Origin of the sequence: Streptomyces laurentii (genome assembly GCF_040635425.1) — a bacterium.
Taxonomy (GTDB): domain Bacteria; phylum Actinomycetota; class Actinomycetes; order Streptomycetales; family Streptomycetaceae; genus Streptomyces; species Streptomyces laurentii.
On record NZ_JBEYHT010000020.1, the window covers coordinates 40,842 to 54,747 of the forward strand.

The following is a 13,906-nucleotide window of genomic DNA, read 5'->3' on the forward strand; positions in this document are numbered from 1 at the left end:
AGGGCATGAGCTCATCAGATATCACGTGGCGGAAGTCTTCGTTCTCCGGTGGCGGCGGGGAGAACTGCGTTGAGCTCGGGGAGGACGGTGGTCGGATCGTGATGCGCGAGAGCGAGGCTCCCGAGGTCGTCGTCGCAACGAGCCGCGAGAACCTGGCCGCCTTCATCCGTGGCGTCAAGGCCGGCGAGTTCGACCACTTCGTCGACTAGGCAGTCCCCGCGTGGCAACAGTGACCCTCGATCCTCAGGGTCGAGGGTCACTGGCATATGCCAATCCCCTAGGGGTGGCAAGTATGCCCCGGTGCACACTTGCCGTCGAGCGCTGCGTAGCAGTACCGTCGCTCTGCGTCGTGGCGACGGGTCGATTCTCGATGGATCAACATTCCTGGCTGCGTAAATCTCCCTGCTTGCATGCTGGTTGGGGGAGCGCTTCACGAGTTGCCCCTGAGTGGCATGGCTGCTTCATCCTGCCCATGGGGGCATCTATGGCACCGCATCCGGAAGGCCAAGGAATGAGCGCAGCAGCCGGTGTGACCAGCGTCAACGGGGCAAGGTTGTCCGGTGGGCCCACCCCAGCCCCCGGGCTGCCGCCCGTCGCGCGCGGCTTTCTGCTCGAAGTGGTCCGGTACGCGTCGGAAGGTGACGGGCGGGCCGTTCCGGTGCGGGTCCCGCGCGTGTTCGACGGCTCGCGTGACGCCCTGCGGGAGATCCGGGCGCAGGTGCGCGGATCAGAGGTGTTCGACATGGCTGCGCGTGACATCGCCCGGGTGAATGCGGAGTTGGCGTCCGGTCGCCGCGTGGCGCTCGGGCTGCTCGACGCCGGAATGCCGGTGGGGTTCACGGTGAGCCTGGAGAACGGAACCGTCGCCGAGTGGTCGGTGCGACCCGTGCGCCTCCTCGTACTCCCCGCACCCCACGTCCGCCGCCACACTCCGCAGCCGACAGGGCAGTAGCCGAACGGAATCGCACCATGGGCACGAAGATCGCCACCGACCACCCCGCGTGGCGCGCCACCACCGCCGGCGAACGCGCCCGGCTCCTCGAATACGGCGGTGCCGTATGGCTGGCGCTCTGGAACGACCGGAGCGGACACCTCGCCCTGCGGCCGGTCGCGGGGGACCCCGCCGCCGACCCGCCGCCAAACCGCCGCCGCTCGCCTACACCTCGCCCATCGACCTGCTCGCCGGGCCCGCCCAAGCGGAGCCGCTGCTCGACGAGTTGGTCCGTCTCGGCACGGTCGTCCGGCTCACGAATCCGTCCCAGTGGGACGCGGTCGTGACCGCGATTCTCCGCCGGTCCGTGCCTGCCGGGCAGGCGGCGCGCAAGCACGGCGCCTTTTTCGCCGCGTACGGGCGCGGATTCAGGACGGAAGCCGGTGAGTTCGCTCTCGTGCCCTCACCCGGGACCGTACTCGCGCTGTCCGACGGGCAGTTCGACGCCGTCGGTGCGGCGGTCGACCGGATGGCGCTGCGGGCCGTCGCCGAGGCGTACCTCGACCGTGGCGGCCAGTGGACGATTCGGGGCCCAGCCTGCCTGGCCAAGAAACTTGCCGAGGTGCCGTACCTGGGTTCGTGGGCCGCGGCCGTGGCGGCGGCCGATGTCACCGGGGACTTCTCGGTCTTCCCGCACGGCGACCCCGCCGTGCGGGCCGGGGCCGGGAGAGTCCTCCGAGACGGCCTCGTCGCCGAGGACGGGTTCGAGGAGCAGTGGCACCGATGGGCACCCACGCGCGCGCAGCTGCACGCTCTGACTCTCTTCACCCTCACCTGGGCAGGCGAGGAGCAGGCGGCGGCTACACCTCCAGCAGCACCGTGAACGGGCCGTTGTTGGTGAGCGAGACGCGCATGTCCGCGCCGAAGCGGCCGGTCTCCACGCGGGCGCCCAGGTCGCGCAGCCGGGCGACGACCTCGTCGACGAGGGGTTCGGCGACCGGGCCGGGGGCGGCGGCGTTCCAGGTGGGGCGGCGGCCCTTGCGGGCGTCCCCGTAGAGGGTGAACTGGGAGATCACCAGCAGCGGCGCGTTCACGTCGGAGCAGGACTTCTCGTCCTCCAGCACCCGTACGGACCAGAGTTTTCTGGCCAATTGCGCGGCCTTTTCGGGCGTGTCGTCGTGGGTCACCCCGACCAGCACGCACAACCCCTCGCCGGCGATCTCGCCGACGGTCTCCCCTGCGACGACGACGCTCGCGCCGTCGACCCTCTGCACCACCGCTCGCATGCGGACCAACCTACCGACCCGTCGCCCGGCCGACACCGGCAGGGCCGAACGGGTGCAGACCGCCTGCGTAGGCCCTCGCTCCAGTGGCACCATTCCTTACAGACGGTGCGCTTTCGCCCGCACCGGTCGAGGGGACGATTCTCATGAGCGCATCTGGCACCGGGCCCACGCCGTCCGGTTCCGTAGTACCGCTGACCCGTGCCGACGGCCTCGCGGCCGGTGGTCTCACGGCCGCCGGCGCCGTCGGACGGCCGCCCGTCCAGCGGACCGCCGAGCCCGAACTGCCCGAGCTGTCGCATCCCAGTCCGCCGTGTCCAGAGCTGCCGGATCCCGATCTCCCGCCCTCCGGCAGGCCGCATCCGGATCTCGGCACCCTGCGGCTGCCCGAGCTGCGGGCGCTGCGCCGCGACGCGCAGAGCGACGAGGCCGACCTGAGCTACGTACGGCGGATGCTCCAGGGCCGGATCGACATCCTGCGGGCCGAACTGGCCCGCCGCTGCGCCCCCGAGACGCCGGTCCTCGACCGGCTCTCCGAGATCCTGGCGGACACTCCGGCGCGCCCCGGGGCGGCGGCCCGTTCGGCCCGGCACGTGACGCTGTCGACGCCGCGTGGCGAGGAGTACCGGCGGCTGGCGGCCGAGACGCTGTCGGAGGTCGAGCTGTCGGACCTGTCGGCCCGTACGGACGAGGAACTGCGGACGGCCATGGGCCGGCTCGCGGGCTGCGAGCAGCAGGTGTCGCGGCGCCGGCACCAGCTCCAGCGGACCGCCGACGACTGCGGCGCGGAGATCGCCCGCCGCTACCGGGAGGGCGAGGCGCAGGTCGACGACCTGCTGGCGTGAGCCGGAGCCAGGAGGTGTCGGGAGCCGGGGGCGGGAGGCGGCGGGAGACGCCGGAAGGCGGCCGTACGGGCCCGGGAAAACTCGGGTGCGGACGGCGGGCGCTCCTGCCTAGCCTCGGGGGATGAGCCTCGACGTGCGTCCGATCGACGCGTCCGAATTCCCCGAATGGCTGCGGAGTCTGAAGACCGGTTTCCTCGTGCAGCCGGTCGTGGCGGACGAGGATGTCGCCGACCGGCTTCCGCACTACGACCTGTCCCGCACGTACGCCGCCTTCGACCGGGGCCGGATCGTCGCCACCTTCCGTTCCTTCGAGCAGAGTCTGAGTACGGTCGGCGGCGCCCGGCTCGCCGCGGACGCGGTCACCGGGGTCAGCGTCGCCCCGACCCATCGCCGGCGCGGGCTGCTCAGCCGGATGATGGCCGGCGATCTGGCGGCGGCGAAGGAGCGCGGCGACGCGTGCGCGACGCTGATCGCCGCCGAGTACCCGATCTACGGCCGGTTCGGCTTCGGCCCGGCGAGCTCGCTCATCGAGTGGGCCGTCGACGTGACCCGCACCGGTCTCGACCGCCGCTGGTCCGGGCCCTCGGCCGAGGACGGCGGGGGCCGGATCGAACTGGCCGACGGCGCCGAGATCCGCAAGGAGGGCCCGGCGCTGCACCGCCGGTTCGCCGGCCTGCGGGCCGGAGTCACCGACCGCGACGCGCGCGGCTGGGACATCGGCACCGGCGTCTCGTATCAGGCGGAGCCGTGGACCGAGCCGTTCTACGCCGTCTACCGCAACGACGCGGGCGAGGCCGAGGGCTACGTCGCGTACGTCGCCGACGCCAAGTGGAACGACGGCAAGCAGCCGCAGAACACCCTGACCGTCCGCGATCTGTTCGGCGTCACCCCGGCCGCCGAGCGCGCCCTGTGGCGGTACGTCTGCTCCATCGACTGGATCGTCAAGGTCCGTACCGGCTACCGCGCCCCCGACGACATCCTGCCGCTGCTCCTGCCGGACCCGCGTGCCGCGCAGGTCCTCACCCACGCCGACATGCTGTGGCTGCGGATCCTGGACGTGCCGAAGGTGTTCGAGCCGCGTACGTACGCGGCCGAGGGCACCCTGGTCCTGGACGTGAAGGACGCGGCCGGGTTCGCGGGCGGGCGCTACCGGCTCGACGCCTCCCCGGAGGGCGGCGCGTGTACGCCGGTGACGACGGCCCCCGACCTGGTCCTGGACGTGGCGGAGCTGGGCAGGCTGGCGCTCGGCGACGAGTCGGCGGAACGGCTCGTGGCGCTCGGCCGGATCGAGGAGGCGACGGCCGGCGCGGCGGCGCGGGCGGACCTGCTGCTGCGGACCCCGCGCCGACCGTGGAGCATGGACATCTTCTGACCAGTGGCCGGGGGTAGGCGTGTGGAGGTTCCGGGAGTGAGCGGACTGCGGGAGCGGAAGAAGGAGCGGACGCGGCAGACACTCTCCGAGGTGGCCATCGCGCTCTTCCTGGAGAAGGGGTTCGACGCCGTCTCGGTCGCGGAGGTCGCGGCGGCGGCCGAGGTGTCGAAGCCGACGCTGTTCCGCTACTTCCCGGCCAAGGAGGACCTGGTCCTGCACCGGTTCGCCGACCACGAGGACGAGCCGGCCCGGGTGGTGGCCGCCGCCCGGGAGGCCGGGGTGCCGCCGCTGACCGCGCTGCGCGACCACGTCCTCGCGGGCCTGGAGCGGCGCGACCCGGTGACCGGGCTCAACGACGCGCCGCAGGTGCTCGCGTTCCTGCGACTGCTGCACGGGACGCCGTCGCTGGTGGCGCGGATGCAGGCGTTCCAGGCGCGGTCGGAGGGGGTGCTCGCCGCCGCGCTGGAGGGGACGCCGGAGGGGATGCCGGAGGGGACGGACGCGGAGGTTCCCCTGCGGGCGCGGCTCGCGGCGGCCCAGATCGTGGTGGTGCTGCGCGTCCTGGCGGACGAGAACATCCGGCGGATCACGGCGGGGGAGCCGGTCGACGCGGTGCTGCCGGGGGCGGTGGAGGCGACGCGGGAGGCGTTCCGGGGGCTGGCGGAGGGCCTGCCGTACTGACGCGCCGGCACCCCCCTCGAAGATGACCAAGTAAAAAATGTAACCGAGTTGCATTTTCTGGGGTTCGCGAGGGACCCTGGACGGCATGCAGCCCCTCCGTCATGACCTCGACCGGGAACGCGCCCACCACGACGCCTGCCGCGCCGCCCTCGCCCGCATGATCGAGGGCGTCGAGGAACAGGTCGTCACCGGCCAGGACACCGCCGCCTCCGGGGCCGACGCCGAGGCCCTCGGCCACCACCTGCGCAGCCGCGCCAAGGTCTTCCGCGAGATGCCGCCCGGCCCGCTCTTCTTCGGCCGCCTCGACCGTACGGACGGCCAGGTCCACCACATCGGCCGCCGCCGGGTCGCCGAGCACCCGGCCGCCCCGCCGCTGGTCGTCGACTGGCGGGCGCCGGTCTCCCGCGCCTACTACCAGGCCGGGCCGAAGGATCCCCAGGGTGTGGAGCGCCGGCGCCGCTTCGGCTGGGCGCCGGGCAGCCTCGGGGCGTCGGCGGACCTGACCGCGCTGGAGGACGAGTACCTGGGCGAGACCTCCGGTACGGCAGGTGACGTGAGCGGACCGGGCGCGAGCGCGATGCTTGCCACGGAGATCAAACGGCCCCGCGTCGGCCCCATGCGCGACATCGCCGCGACCCTCCAGCCCGAACAGGACGACCTGGTCCGCTCCGGCCCCGCCACCTCGATCTGCGTGCAGGGCGCCCCCGGCACCGGCAAGACCGCCGTCGGCCTGCACCGGGCCGCGTATCTCCTCTACACCCACCCGCGGCGGCTCCGGCGTTCCGGACTCCTCGTCCTCGGCCCCAACCGCACCTTTCTCTCCTACATCGCCGAGGTGCTGCCCGCGCTCGGTGAGACCGGGGTGCGCCAGTCCACCGTCCAGGACGAGATCGCCCGCCACGAGGTACGCGCCGAGGACGGCGAGGCGGCGGCCCGCGTCAAGCACGACGCACGGATGGCGGAGGTGCTGCGCCGGGCCCTCTACGCGCGCGTGGACGCGGCGTCCGCCGAGGCCGGCGACCTGGTGGTGCCGGACGGCTCGTACCACTGGCGGGTCCCCGCGCACGAGCTGGCCGGGATCGTCGCGGCGGTACGGGACGAGGCCCCGCCCTACGCCACCGGCCGCGAACGGGTCCGCGCCCGCGCCGTCCGCGCCCTCCAGCTGCGCGCCGAACGCCGGGCCGGGGTGCTCGGCGCCGTCTGGACGCGCCGGATCGAGCGGGCCCGGCCGGTGACGGCCTGGCTCGACGCGTGCTGGCCCAAGGCCACCCCGGAGGAGGTCCTCGCCGAGATCCTGACCGAGCCGCCGGGCCCCACGGCCCCGGAGGGGGACCCGCTCCTCACACCCGCCGAACGCGCCGCGATCCGCTGGACGAAGCCCCCGCGCTCGTACCGCAGCGCCCGCTGGACCGCCGCCGACCTCGTCCTCCTCGACGAACTCGCCGGCCTCGTCGAACGCCCCGAGGGCTACGCGCACATCGTCGTCGACGAGGCCCAGGACCTGTCGCCCATGGAGTGCCGGGCCATCGCGCGCCGCGCCGGGTTCGGCTCCCTCACGGTCCTCGGCGACCTCGCCCAGGGCACCACCCCGTGGGCTGCCCGCGACTGGCCGGCCCAGCTCGCCCACCTCGGCAAACCCGACGCGACCCTGGTGCCCCTCACCACCGGCTACCGCGTCCCGGCGGCCGTCGTCGAGCTCGCCAACCGGCTGCTGCCGGAGCTGGGCGCGGCGGACTGGGCCGGGCGTTCGCTGCGCGCGGGCGGCGAGGTGACCGTACGGCGGGTCGACGACGTCGTGGCGGGCGTGGCCGAGGCGGTACGGGCGGCGCTCGCCGAGGAGGGCTCGGTCGGCGTCATCGCGGCGGACGCGGTGGTCGGCCCGCTGCGGGAGCGGGGCTTCCCGGCCGACCGGGTCACGGTGGTGCCGGCCTCGCTCGCGAAGGGCCTGGAGTACGACCACGTCGTGGTCGCCGAACCCGCCGCCATCGTGGCGGCCGAACCCCGCGGCGCGCACCGGCTGTACGTGGCCCTCACCCGCGCGGTCTCCCGCCTCGCCCTGGTCCACGCCGAACCCCTGCCGGCGGCCCTGGCCGGGGCCTTGGCGGGAGCCCTGGCGGAGACCGCCCGGCCGTAGGCGAACGGTGGCAGGCGAACGGTGGCAGGCTGGGTGGTATGCGGCCCCTGTTGTTCCTGGACGTGGACGGGCCCCTGATCCCGTTCGGTGCCCCGCCCCCGTACACGTACCCCTGCCACGCCCCCGTTCCGCCGCCCGGCGTGCATCCGCTCGTGCGGCGCGTGGACCCCGCGCACGGGCGGCGGCTCGCCGGGCTCGGCTGCGAGCTGGTGTGGGCGACCACCTGGGGCGAGGCGGCGAACGAGGTCCTGGCGCCGCGGCTCGGGCTGCCGCCGCTGCCCGTCGTCGACTGGCCGGAGGAGTTGGAGGAGGAGCTGGAGGCGGAGAGAGTGGCGGATCTGGAGGCGGACTTGGGGGCGGGCCTGCACTGGAAGACCCGGCCGCTGTCGGTGTGGGCCGGCGGGCGGCCGTACGTCTGGCTGGACGACGAGATCCGCCCCGCCGACCGCGCCTGGGCCGCCGCCCACCACCCGGCCCCGGCGCTCCTGCACCGCGTCGACCCGCGGACGGGCCTCGGCGACGCCGACTACGCGGCGGTCACGGCGTGGGTGGTGCGGGTGGCCGAGGAGCCCCGCGGCCGGGAATGAGTACGCCCTGCTCGTGCTCGCGCCCCGCGCTCGTGGTCGCCGTACCGGTCGGTGTCGCCTTCCTGCCGCCGGTACGACGCCTGTGCGTGCCCGCCCGCGTGCTGACCGCCGGTACGACGCCTGTGCGTGCCCGCCCGCGTGCTGACCGCCGGTCTCACGTGGCCGCTGTTCACCTCCGTGCCGGCGGCCGTGCTCATCGTCGCGGCTGGTTGAACCGCAGCATGTTGCCCGCCGGGTCGCGGAACGCGCAGTCCCGGACCCCGTACGGCTGGTCCATCGGCTCCTGGAGGACGTCGCCTCCCGCCGCGCGCACCCGCTCGAAGGTGGCGTCCACGTCGTCCGTACGGAAGTTGACGCCGCGCAGCATGCCCTTGGCGAGCAGTTCGGCGGCGGCCTGCCGGTCGGCGGCGGGGGCGTTCGGGTCGGCCAGCGGCGGTTCGAGGACGATCTCGACGTCCGGCTGCGTGGGCGAGCCGACCGTCACCCAGCGCATCCCCTCGAAGGAGACGTCCTTGCGGACCTCCAGGCCGAGGGCGTCGCGGTAGAAGGCGAGCGCCTTGTCGTGGTCGTCGACGGCGATGAAGCACTGGGAAACGTTGATGGTGTTCATGGCGTCGACGCTACGAGCCGGAGCGGCCGTCCGCTTCTCCATTCGTGACCGGTTCCGCGGCGACCGGTCGTACGGGCGTGGGCCGGCCCGCCGTCCCCGCCCGGGTCGGCCGCGTCAGGTACATCGCCACACACCCCGGGATCGACTCGCCCGCCTCGTGGTCCCGCGCCCGGTACGCGCTCGGGCTCTCCCCGACCAGCTCCGTGAAGCGCGAGCTGAACGACCCCAGCGACGTACACCCCACCGCGAAGCACACCTCCGTCACGCTCAGGTCGCCCCGCCGCAGCAGCGTCTTCGCGCGCTCGACGCGGCGCGTCATGAGGTAGCCGTACGGCGTCTCCCCGTACGCGGCGCGGAAACTGCGCGAGAAGTGGCCCGGCGACATCAGCGCGGCCCGCGCCAGGGCCGGGACGTCCAGCGGCTCCGCGTAGTCGCGGTCCATCAGGTCGCGCGCGTGGCGCAGCCGCGCCAGGTCGTCGAGGGAGGATCGGGTCGGAGTCACCCTTTCACCCTGCCGTATCCGCCTGACATCCGGACCGGACGACAGGGATCAGGAATGGAGAAGCCGCTTCGGCCCGTCCCCGCCTAGCCTGGCCGGGAGGACGTACGAGGGTGACGAGGGAGACGCACGTACATGAGCGGGACGAGCGCGAGCAGCACCAGCACGAACAGCACCAGCACGAACAGCACCAGCACGCGGCACGCCGCCGACAGCCACGACATGATCCGCGTGTACGGCGCGCGCGAGAACAACCTCAAGGACGTCGGCGTCGAGATCCCGAAGCGCCGGCTCACCGTCTTCACCGGAGTCTCCGGTTCCGGGAAGAGTTCGCTGGTCTTCGACACGATCGCCGCCGAGTCGCAGCGCCTGATCAACGAGACGTACAGCACCTTCGTCCAGGGCTTCATGCCGTCCCTCGGCCGCCCCGACGTCGATGTCCTCGACGGCCTCACCACCGTCATCAGCGTCGACCAGCGCCGTATGGGCGGCGACCCGCGGTCCACCGTCGGCACCGCCACCGACGCCAACGCCATGCTGCGCATCCTCTTCAGCCGGCTGGCCACGCCGCACATCGGCGGCCCGAAGGCGTTCTCGTTCAACGTCGCCTCGATAAGCGGCGGCGGCGCGGTCGCGTTCGAGCGCGGCGGCCGGACGGTGAAGGAGCGCCGCAGCTTCACGATCACCGGCGGCATGTGCCCGCGCTGCGAGGGCCGCGGCGCGGTCTCCGACATCGACCTGACGGCGCTGTACGACGACACGAGGTCGCTCGCCGGCGGCGCGCTCACCATCCCCGGCTACAGCATGGACGGCTGGTACGGCCGGATCTTCGGCGGCAGCGGCTACTTCGACATGGACAAGCCGATCGCCGAGTTCAGCAAGCGCGAGCTGGACGACCTCCTGCACCGGGAACCGACCAAGATCAAGGTCGACGGCGTCAACCTCACCTACGAGGGCCTGATCCCGAAGCTGCGCAAGTCGGTGCTGTCGAAGGACGTCGACACGCTCCAGCCGCACGTCCGCGCCTTCGTCGAGCGCGCGGTCACCTTCGCCATCTGCCCCGACTGCGACGGCACCCGGCTGACCGAGGCCGCCCGGTCGGCGAAGATCGACGGCGTGAGCATCGCGGACGCGTGCGCGATGCAGGTCAGCGATCTGGCGGAGTGGGTACGGGGGATCGGGGACCCGTCCGTCGCGCCGCTGCTCGCCACGCTCCGGCAGACCCTCGACTCGTTCGTGGAGATCGGCCTCGGCTACCTCGCGCTCGACCGCCCCGCCGGCACGCTGTCGGGCGGCGAGGCGCAGCGCGTGAAGATGGTGCGGCACCTCGGGTCGTCGCTCACGGACGTCACGTACGTCTTCGACGAGCCGACCACCGGGCTGCACCCGCACGACATCCAGCGCATGAACAACCTGCTCCTGCGGCTGCGCGACAAGGGCAACACGGTGCTCGTCGTCGAGCACAAGCCGGAGACGATCGCGATCGCCGACCACGTGGTGGACCTCGGGCCGGGCGCCGGTACGGGAGGCGGCAGCGTCTGCTTCGAGGGCACCGTGGCCGGGCTGCGGGCCAGCGACACGGTCACCGGGCGGCACTTCGGCGACCGTGCCCGCATCAAGGACCCGGGCGCCGTACGCAAGGCGAACGGCGTCCTGGAGATCCGCGGGGCGCGCGCGAACAACCTGCGGGACGTCGACGTCGACCTCCCGCTCGGCGTGCTCGCCGTCGTGACCGGGGTCGCCGGCTCCGGCAAGAGCTCGCTCGTGCACGGCTCGGTCCCGGCGGGCGCGGGCGTGGTGTCGGTCGACCAGAGCGGGATCCGCGGCTCGCGGCGCAGCAACCCCGCCACGTACACCGGTCTCCTCGACCCGATCCGCAAGGCGTTCGCCAAGGCCAACGGCGTGAAGCCGGCGCTGTTCAGCGCCAATTCGGAGGGCGCCTGCCCGACCTGCAACGGCGCGGGCGTCATCTACACCGACCTCGCGGTGATGGCGGGCGTGGCGACGGAGTGCGAGGAGTGCGAGGGGCGGCGGTTCCAGGCGGCCGTGCTCGACTACCACTTCGGCGGCCGGAACATCGCCGAGGTCCTCGCCATGTCCGTCGACGAGGCCGCCGCGTTCTTCGGCGAGGGCGAGGCCCGTACGCCCGCCGCGCACCGCGTCCTGACCCGGCTCGCCGATGTCGGCCTCGGCTATCTCACCCTCGGGCAGCCGCTGACCACCCTCTCGGGCGGCGAGCGGCAGCGGCTCAAGCTGGCCACGCACATGGGCGACAAGGGCGGCGTGTACGTCCTCGACGAGCCCACCGCCGGCCTTCACCTCGCCGACGTCGAACAGCTCCTGGGGCTGCTCGACCGGCTCGTCGACTCCGGCAAGTCGGTCATCGTCGTCGAGCACCACCAGGCCGTCATGGCGCACGCCGACTGGATCGTCGACCTCGGGCCGGGCGCGGGGCACGACGGCGGCCGGGTCGTGTTCGAGGGGACGCCGGCGGAGCTGGTGGCGGCGCGGTCGACGGTGACGGGGGAGCACCTGGCGTGGTACGTGGGGGAGTAGCGCCCGGGGCGGCCGTTGCGGCGGCCCCGGGGCGGCTGTTCACCGGAGCGTCCGTTCACCGGAGCGAGAGGGGTGTCTCCTCGTCGATCCGGGTCAGCTTCTCGGGGTTGCGGACGAAGTAGAGGCCGGAGATCCGGTCGCCCTCGAAGCGGAACGCGAGGATGCCGTCGGCCTCGCCGTCGACCATCATCACCAGGCCCGGGCTGCCGTTGACGACGGTCGGCACGGTGGTGAGGACGATCCGGTACTTGGTGATGCCGCCCAGGATGAAGCGGGCCACCTTGTCCGCGCCGAGGACCGGGCGGCGGGCCGCCGACTTGATCCCGCCGCCGTCGGTGAGCAGGACGATGTCGGGGGCCAGGACGTCGAGGAGGCCCTGCAGGTCGCCGGTGTCGAGGGCGCTGCGGAACGAGTCGAAGGCCGCGCGGGTCACGCTCGCCGGCACGACCTCGCGGGGGCGGCGGGCCTCGACGTGGGCGCGGGCGCGGTGCGCGATCTGCCGGACGGCGGCCGGGGTCTTGTCGACGGCGGCCGCGATCTCCTCGTACCCGACATCGAAGACCTCGCGCAGCACGAACACCGCCCGCTCCGTCGGCGACAGCGTCTCCAGGACGAGCATCAGGGCCATCGACACGCTCTCGGCGAGTTCGACGTCCTGTGCCACGTCGGGGGTGGTGAGCAGCGGTTCGGGCAGCCACGGGCCGACGTACGACTCCTTGCGGCGGCTCATCGTCCGCAGCCGGTTGATCGCCTGGCGGGTGGTGATCCGGACCAGGTACGCGCGCTGGTCGCGGACCTCCGACAGGTCGACGCCGGCCCAGCGCAGCCAGGTCTCCTGCAGGACGTCCTCGGCATCGGCCGCCGATCCGAGCATCTCGTACGCGACGGTGAAGAGCAGGTTGCGGTGGGCGACGAAGCTCTCGGTCGCCGGGTCGGCGGCATCCACGACGGAATCCTCTCGGGGGTGGTGGCGGGACGTCAGCTGTGCGCGGCGGTCGGGGCGGTGGGAACGGTAGCGGTGCCCGTCCGCGCGCGCAGCCGTTCCGCGCGCTTCGGGTCCTTCAGCCACTCCCACGTCAGCGAACCGGGCTTCTGCCCCTCCCTCGTCAGCTGCTTGACGATGCTCGCGCAGACATACTCCTTGACCGAGGCAGCGGGGCGCCCGGCGAGGTGGATCCCGCGCGCGACGTCGTCCTTGCGCGCGACCTGGAACAGCCCGGCCCTCCGCCCCAGGCTCAGGCACTGCCCGGCGAAGCCCATCGCGATCGGCGTGGCGCGCTCGCCCGCGATCCGGTGCAGCACGGTGTCGGCGGCGTGCGCGCCCAGTGGCAGCGCGGCCTGACAGCTCATCCGCAGCGGCAGGCCTGACGGGGCCGCCGAGTCGCCGGCGGCGACGATACGGTCGTCGTCGACGCTGGTCAGCGTCTCGTCGGTGAGCAGCCGCCCGAGCGCGTCGGTCCGCAGCCCGCTGCGGGCGGCGAGGTCCGGCACGCCGAAGCCGACGGTCCACACGGTCACCGCGCTCGGCAGCTCGCGCCCGTCGGCGAGCGTGACGCTCTCGCGCGACACGGCCGCGACCCGCGCGCCGGGGCCGGTGAGCACGGTGACGCCGAGCGCGGCCAGGCGGCGGGCCACGGCGCGCCGGCCCTTCGGGTGGAGGTACGGGCCGAGCTCCCCGCCGGCCGCCAGGGTCACCCGGCGGCCCTGCTCGGCGAGTTCGGCGGCGGTCTCGATGCCGGTGGGGCCGGCGCCGACGACGGTCACGGTGCGGGTGTCGGGGGTGTCGTCGAGGACCGTACGCAGCCGGTGGGTCTCCTCCAGGTCGGCGAGCGGGTACGCGAACTCGGCCGCTCCCGGCACGCCCGGGTCCGCGCTGCCGCTGCCCACCGCGTACACGAGGTAGTCGTACGCGAGCTTCCGGCCCTGGCCCTGGCCCTGGCCCTGGTCCTGGGTTCGGCCGTTGCCCTCGCGCGCGTCCGTACCGGCCAGCTCCAGTTCGCGGGCGGCGGTGTCGATCCGGGTCACGGAGCCGACGACGAGCCGGACCCGGCCGGCCAGCAGCTCGCGGTAGTCGGCGGTCGCGGCGTGGGTGCCGCCGGCCAGCTGGTGCAGCCGGACGCGGTCGACGAACTCGGGGCGCGGGTTCACGAGGTCGACGCGCACGCGCGGGTCCCGGGTCAGCCGGTTGGCGGCCATCACGCCCGCGTACCCACCGCCGATCACGACGACCCTGGTCTCGGCGCGGTTCTCGGTGTTGTTCTCGGTGGTCATGGTGTCCCTCCTCCGCCTCCCCTGCGTGTTTCAGGGGGTCGACCTCAAGACACCGGGCCCGCGACGCCTGTGACAGCGTGTGCCGCGGCTCACAGTCCGTGTCGGGTGGGGCGGTGTCGGTGGCGTCACCCAAAGGT

General features: G+C 73.4%; 14 protein-coding genes. 9 read left to right on the forward strand and 5 right to left on the reverse strand.

All coding sequences use genetic code 11. From position 1 onward, the window contains the following. Window positions 1-5: 5 nt before the first annotated feature. From ABZ693_RS15350 to ABZ693_RS15360, 3 genes are all read left to right on the forward strand, one after another. Window positions 6-209, forward strand: coding sequence for a DUF397 domain-containing protein (locus ABZ693_RS15350; RefSeq protein WP_359876622.1), 204 nt, complete (start codon window positions 6-8; stop codon window positions 207-209). A gap of 302 nt (window positions 210-511) precedes the next feature. Continuing rightward, window positions 512-952, forward strand: a complete 441-nt coding sequence (locus ABZ693_RS15355) for a hypothetical protein (RefSeq protein WP_359876623.1) — start codon at window positions 512-514, stop codon at window positions 950-952. A gap of 106 nt (window positions 953-1,058) precedes the next feature. Next, window positions 1,059-1,814 (forward strand): DNA glycosylase family protein, encoded by a 756-nt coding sequence (locus ABZ693_RS15360; RefSeq protein ID WP_359876624.1) that lies wholly within the window; start codon window positions 1,059-1,061, stop codon window positions 1,812-1,814. Here the strand turns inward: ABZ693_RS15360 and dtd are convergent. Beyond that, window positions 1,792-2,217, reverse strand: coding sequence for a D-aminoacyl-tRNA deacylase (dtd, locus tag ABZ693_RS15365; protein ID WP_359876626.1), 426 nt, complete (start codon window positions 2,215-2,217; stop codon window positions 1,792-1,794). The genes ABZ693_RS15360 and dtd overlap by 23 nt on opposite strands. 143 nt (window positions 2,218-2,360) lie before the next feature. Between dtd and ABZ693_RS15370 the strand changes: the two genes are divergently transcribed. The 5 genes from ABZ693_RS15370 to ABZ693_RS15390 all read left to right on the forward strand — a co-directional run bounded on the left by ABZ693_RS15370 (window position 2,361) and on the right by ABZ693_RS15390 (window position 7,833). Then, window positions 2,361-3,059, forward strand: coding sequence for an RsiG family protein (locus ABZ693_RS15370; RefSeq protein WP_359876628.1), 699 nt, complete (start codon window positions 2,361-2,363; stop codon window positions 3,057-3,059). A gap of 121 nt (window positions 3,060-3,180) precedes the next feature. After that, window positions 3,181-4,431, forward strand: coding sequence for a GNAT family N-acetyltransferase (locus tag ABZ693_RS15375; RefSeq protein WP_359876630.1), 1,251 nt, complete (start codon window positions 3,181-3,183; stop codon window positions 4,429-4,431). Window positions 4,432-4,467: 36 nt separating this feature from the next. Next, the gene (locus ABZ693_RS15380) at window positions 4,468-5,112 is read left to right on the forward strand and encodes a TetR family transcriptional regulator (protein ID WP_359876632.1); all 645 of its coding nucleotides are present in this window, start codon (window positions 4,468-4,470) and stop codon (window positions 5,110-5,112) included. A gap of 85 nt (window positions 5,113-5,197) precedes the next feature. Further along, a complete protein-coding gene (locus ABZ693_RS15385; RefSeq protein WP_359876633.1) occupies window positions 5,198-7,246 on the forward strand; it encodes a HelD family protein in 2,049 nt (682 codons plus the stop codon). A gap of 38 nt (window positions 7,247-7,284) precedes the next feature. Further along, on the forward strand, window positions 7,285-7,833 hold the full coding sequence (locus ABZ693_RS15390; protein ID WP_359876635.1) for an HAD domain-containing protein: 549 nt from the start codon (window positions 7,285-7,287) through the stop codon (window positions 7,831-7,833). Between the two features lie 193 nt (window positions 7,834-8,026). Here ABZ693_RS15390 and ABZ693_RS15395 read toward each other — a convergent pair whose 3' ends face one another. Then, on the reverse strand, window positions 8,027-8,485 hold the full coding sequence (locus tag ABZ693_RS15395; RefSeq protein ID WP_435842427.1) for a VOC family protein: 459 nt from the start codon (window positions 8,483-8,485) through the stop codon (window positions 8,027-8,029). Continuing rightward, the gene (locus ABZ693_RS15400) at window positions 8,454-8,885 is read right to left on the reverse strand and encodes a helix-turn-helix transcriptional regulator (protein ID WP_359876730.1); all 432 of its coding nucleotides are present in this window, start codon (window positions 8,883-8,885) and stop codon (window positions 8,454-8,456) included. Before ABZ693_RS15400 ends, ABZ693_RS15395 begins: the two co-directional genes overlap by 32 nt. Before the next feature lie 279 nt (window positions 8,886-9,164). On the opposite strand from ABZ693_RS15400, the gene ABZ693_RS15405 reads away from it, so the two are divergent. Then, window positions 9,165-11,498, forward strand: a complete 2,334-nt coding sequence (locus ABZ693_RS15405) for an ATP-binding cassette domain-containing protein (protein ID WP_359876732.1) — start codon at window positions 9,165-9,167, stop codon at window positions 11,496-11,498. 55 nt (window positions 11,499-11,553) lie between these two features. On the opposite strand, the gene ABZ693_RS15410 is transcribed toward ABZ693_RS15405, so the two are convergent. Both ABZ693_RS15410 and ABZ693_RS15415 read right to left on the reverse strand, forming a co-directional pair. Next, entirely contained in the window at window positions 11,554-12,444 is an 891-nt protein-coding gene (locus ABZ693_RS15410) for an RNA polymerase sigma-70 factor (RefSeq protein ID WP_359876638.1), read from the reverse strand. 32 nt (window positions 12,445-12,476) lie between these two features. Beyond that, the gene (locus tag ABZ693_RS15415) at window positions 12,477-13,769 is read right to left on the reverse strand and encodes an NAD(P)/FAD-dependent oxidoreductase (RefSeq protein ID WP_359876640.1); all 1,293 of its coding nucleotides are present in this window, start codon (window positions 13,767-13,769) and stop codon (window positions 12,477-12,479) included. Window positions 13,770-13,906: the final 137 nt, after the last annotated feature.

Bases quoted from the DNA above. Each gene is read 5' to 3' on its own strand.
- ABZ693_RS15415 (WP_359876640.1), bottom strand. From the start codon at position 13,769: ATGACCACCGAGAACAACACCGAGAACCGCGCCGAGACCAGGGTCGTC.
- ABZ693_RS15355 (WP_359876623.1), top strand. From the start codon at position 512: ATGAGCGCAGCAGCCGGTGTGACCAGCGTCAACGGGGCAAGGTTGTCC.
- ABZ693_RS15360 (WP_359876624.1), top strand. From the start codon at position 1,059: ATGGCTGGCGCTCTGGAACGACCGGAGCGGACACCTCGCCCTGCGGCC.
- ABZ693_RS15370 (WP_359876628.1), top strand. From the start codon at position 2,361: ATGAGCGCATCTGGCACCGGGCCCACGCCGTCCGGTTCCGTAGTACCG.
- dtd (WP_359876626.1), bottom strand. From the start codon at position 2,217: ATGCGAGCGGTGGTGCAGAGGGTCGACGGCGCGAGCGTCGTCGTCGCA.
- ABZ693_RS15385 (WP_359876633.1), top strand. From the start codon at position 5,198: ATGCAGCCCCTCCGTCATGACCTCGACCGGGAACGCGCCCACCACGAC.
- ABZ693_RS15400 (WP_359876730.1), bottom strand. From the start codon at position 8,885: ATGGACCGCGACTACGCGGAGCCGCTGGACGTCCCGGCCCTGGCGCGG.
- ABZ693_RS15375 (WP_359876630.1), top strand. From the start codon at position 3,181: ATGAGCCTCGACGTGCGTCCGATCGACGCGTCCGAATTCCCCGAATGG.
- ABZ693_RS15395 (WP_435842427.1), bottom strand. From the start codon at position 8,485: ATGGAGAAGCGGACGGCCGCTCCGGCTCGTAGCGTCGACGCCATGAAC.
- ABZ693_RS15390 (WP_359876635.1), top strand. From the start codon at position 7,285: ATGCGGCCCCTGTTGTTCCTGGACGTGGACGGGCCCCTGATCCCGTTC.
- ABZ693_RS15350 (WP_359876622.1), top strand. From the start codon at position 6: ATGAGCTCATCAGATATCACGTGGCGGAAGTCTTCGTTCTCCGGTGGC.
- ABZ693_RS15405 (WP_359876732.1), top strand. From the start codon at position 9,165: ATGATCCGCGTGTACGGCGCGCGCGAGAACAACCTCAAGGACGTCGGC.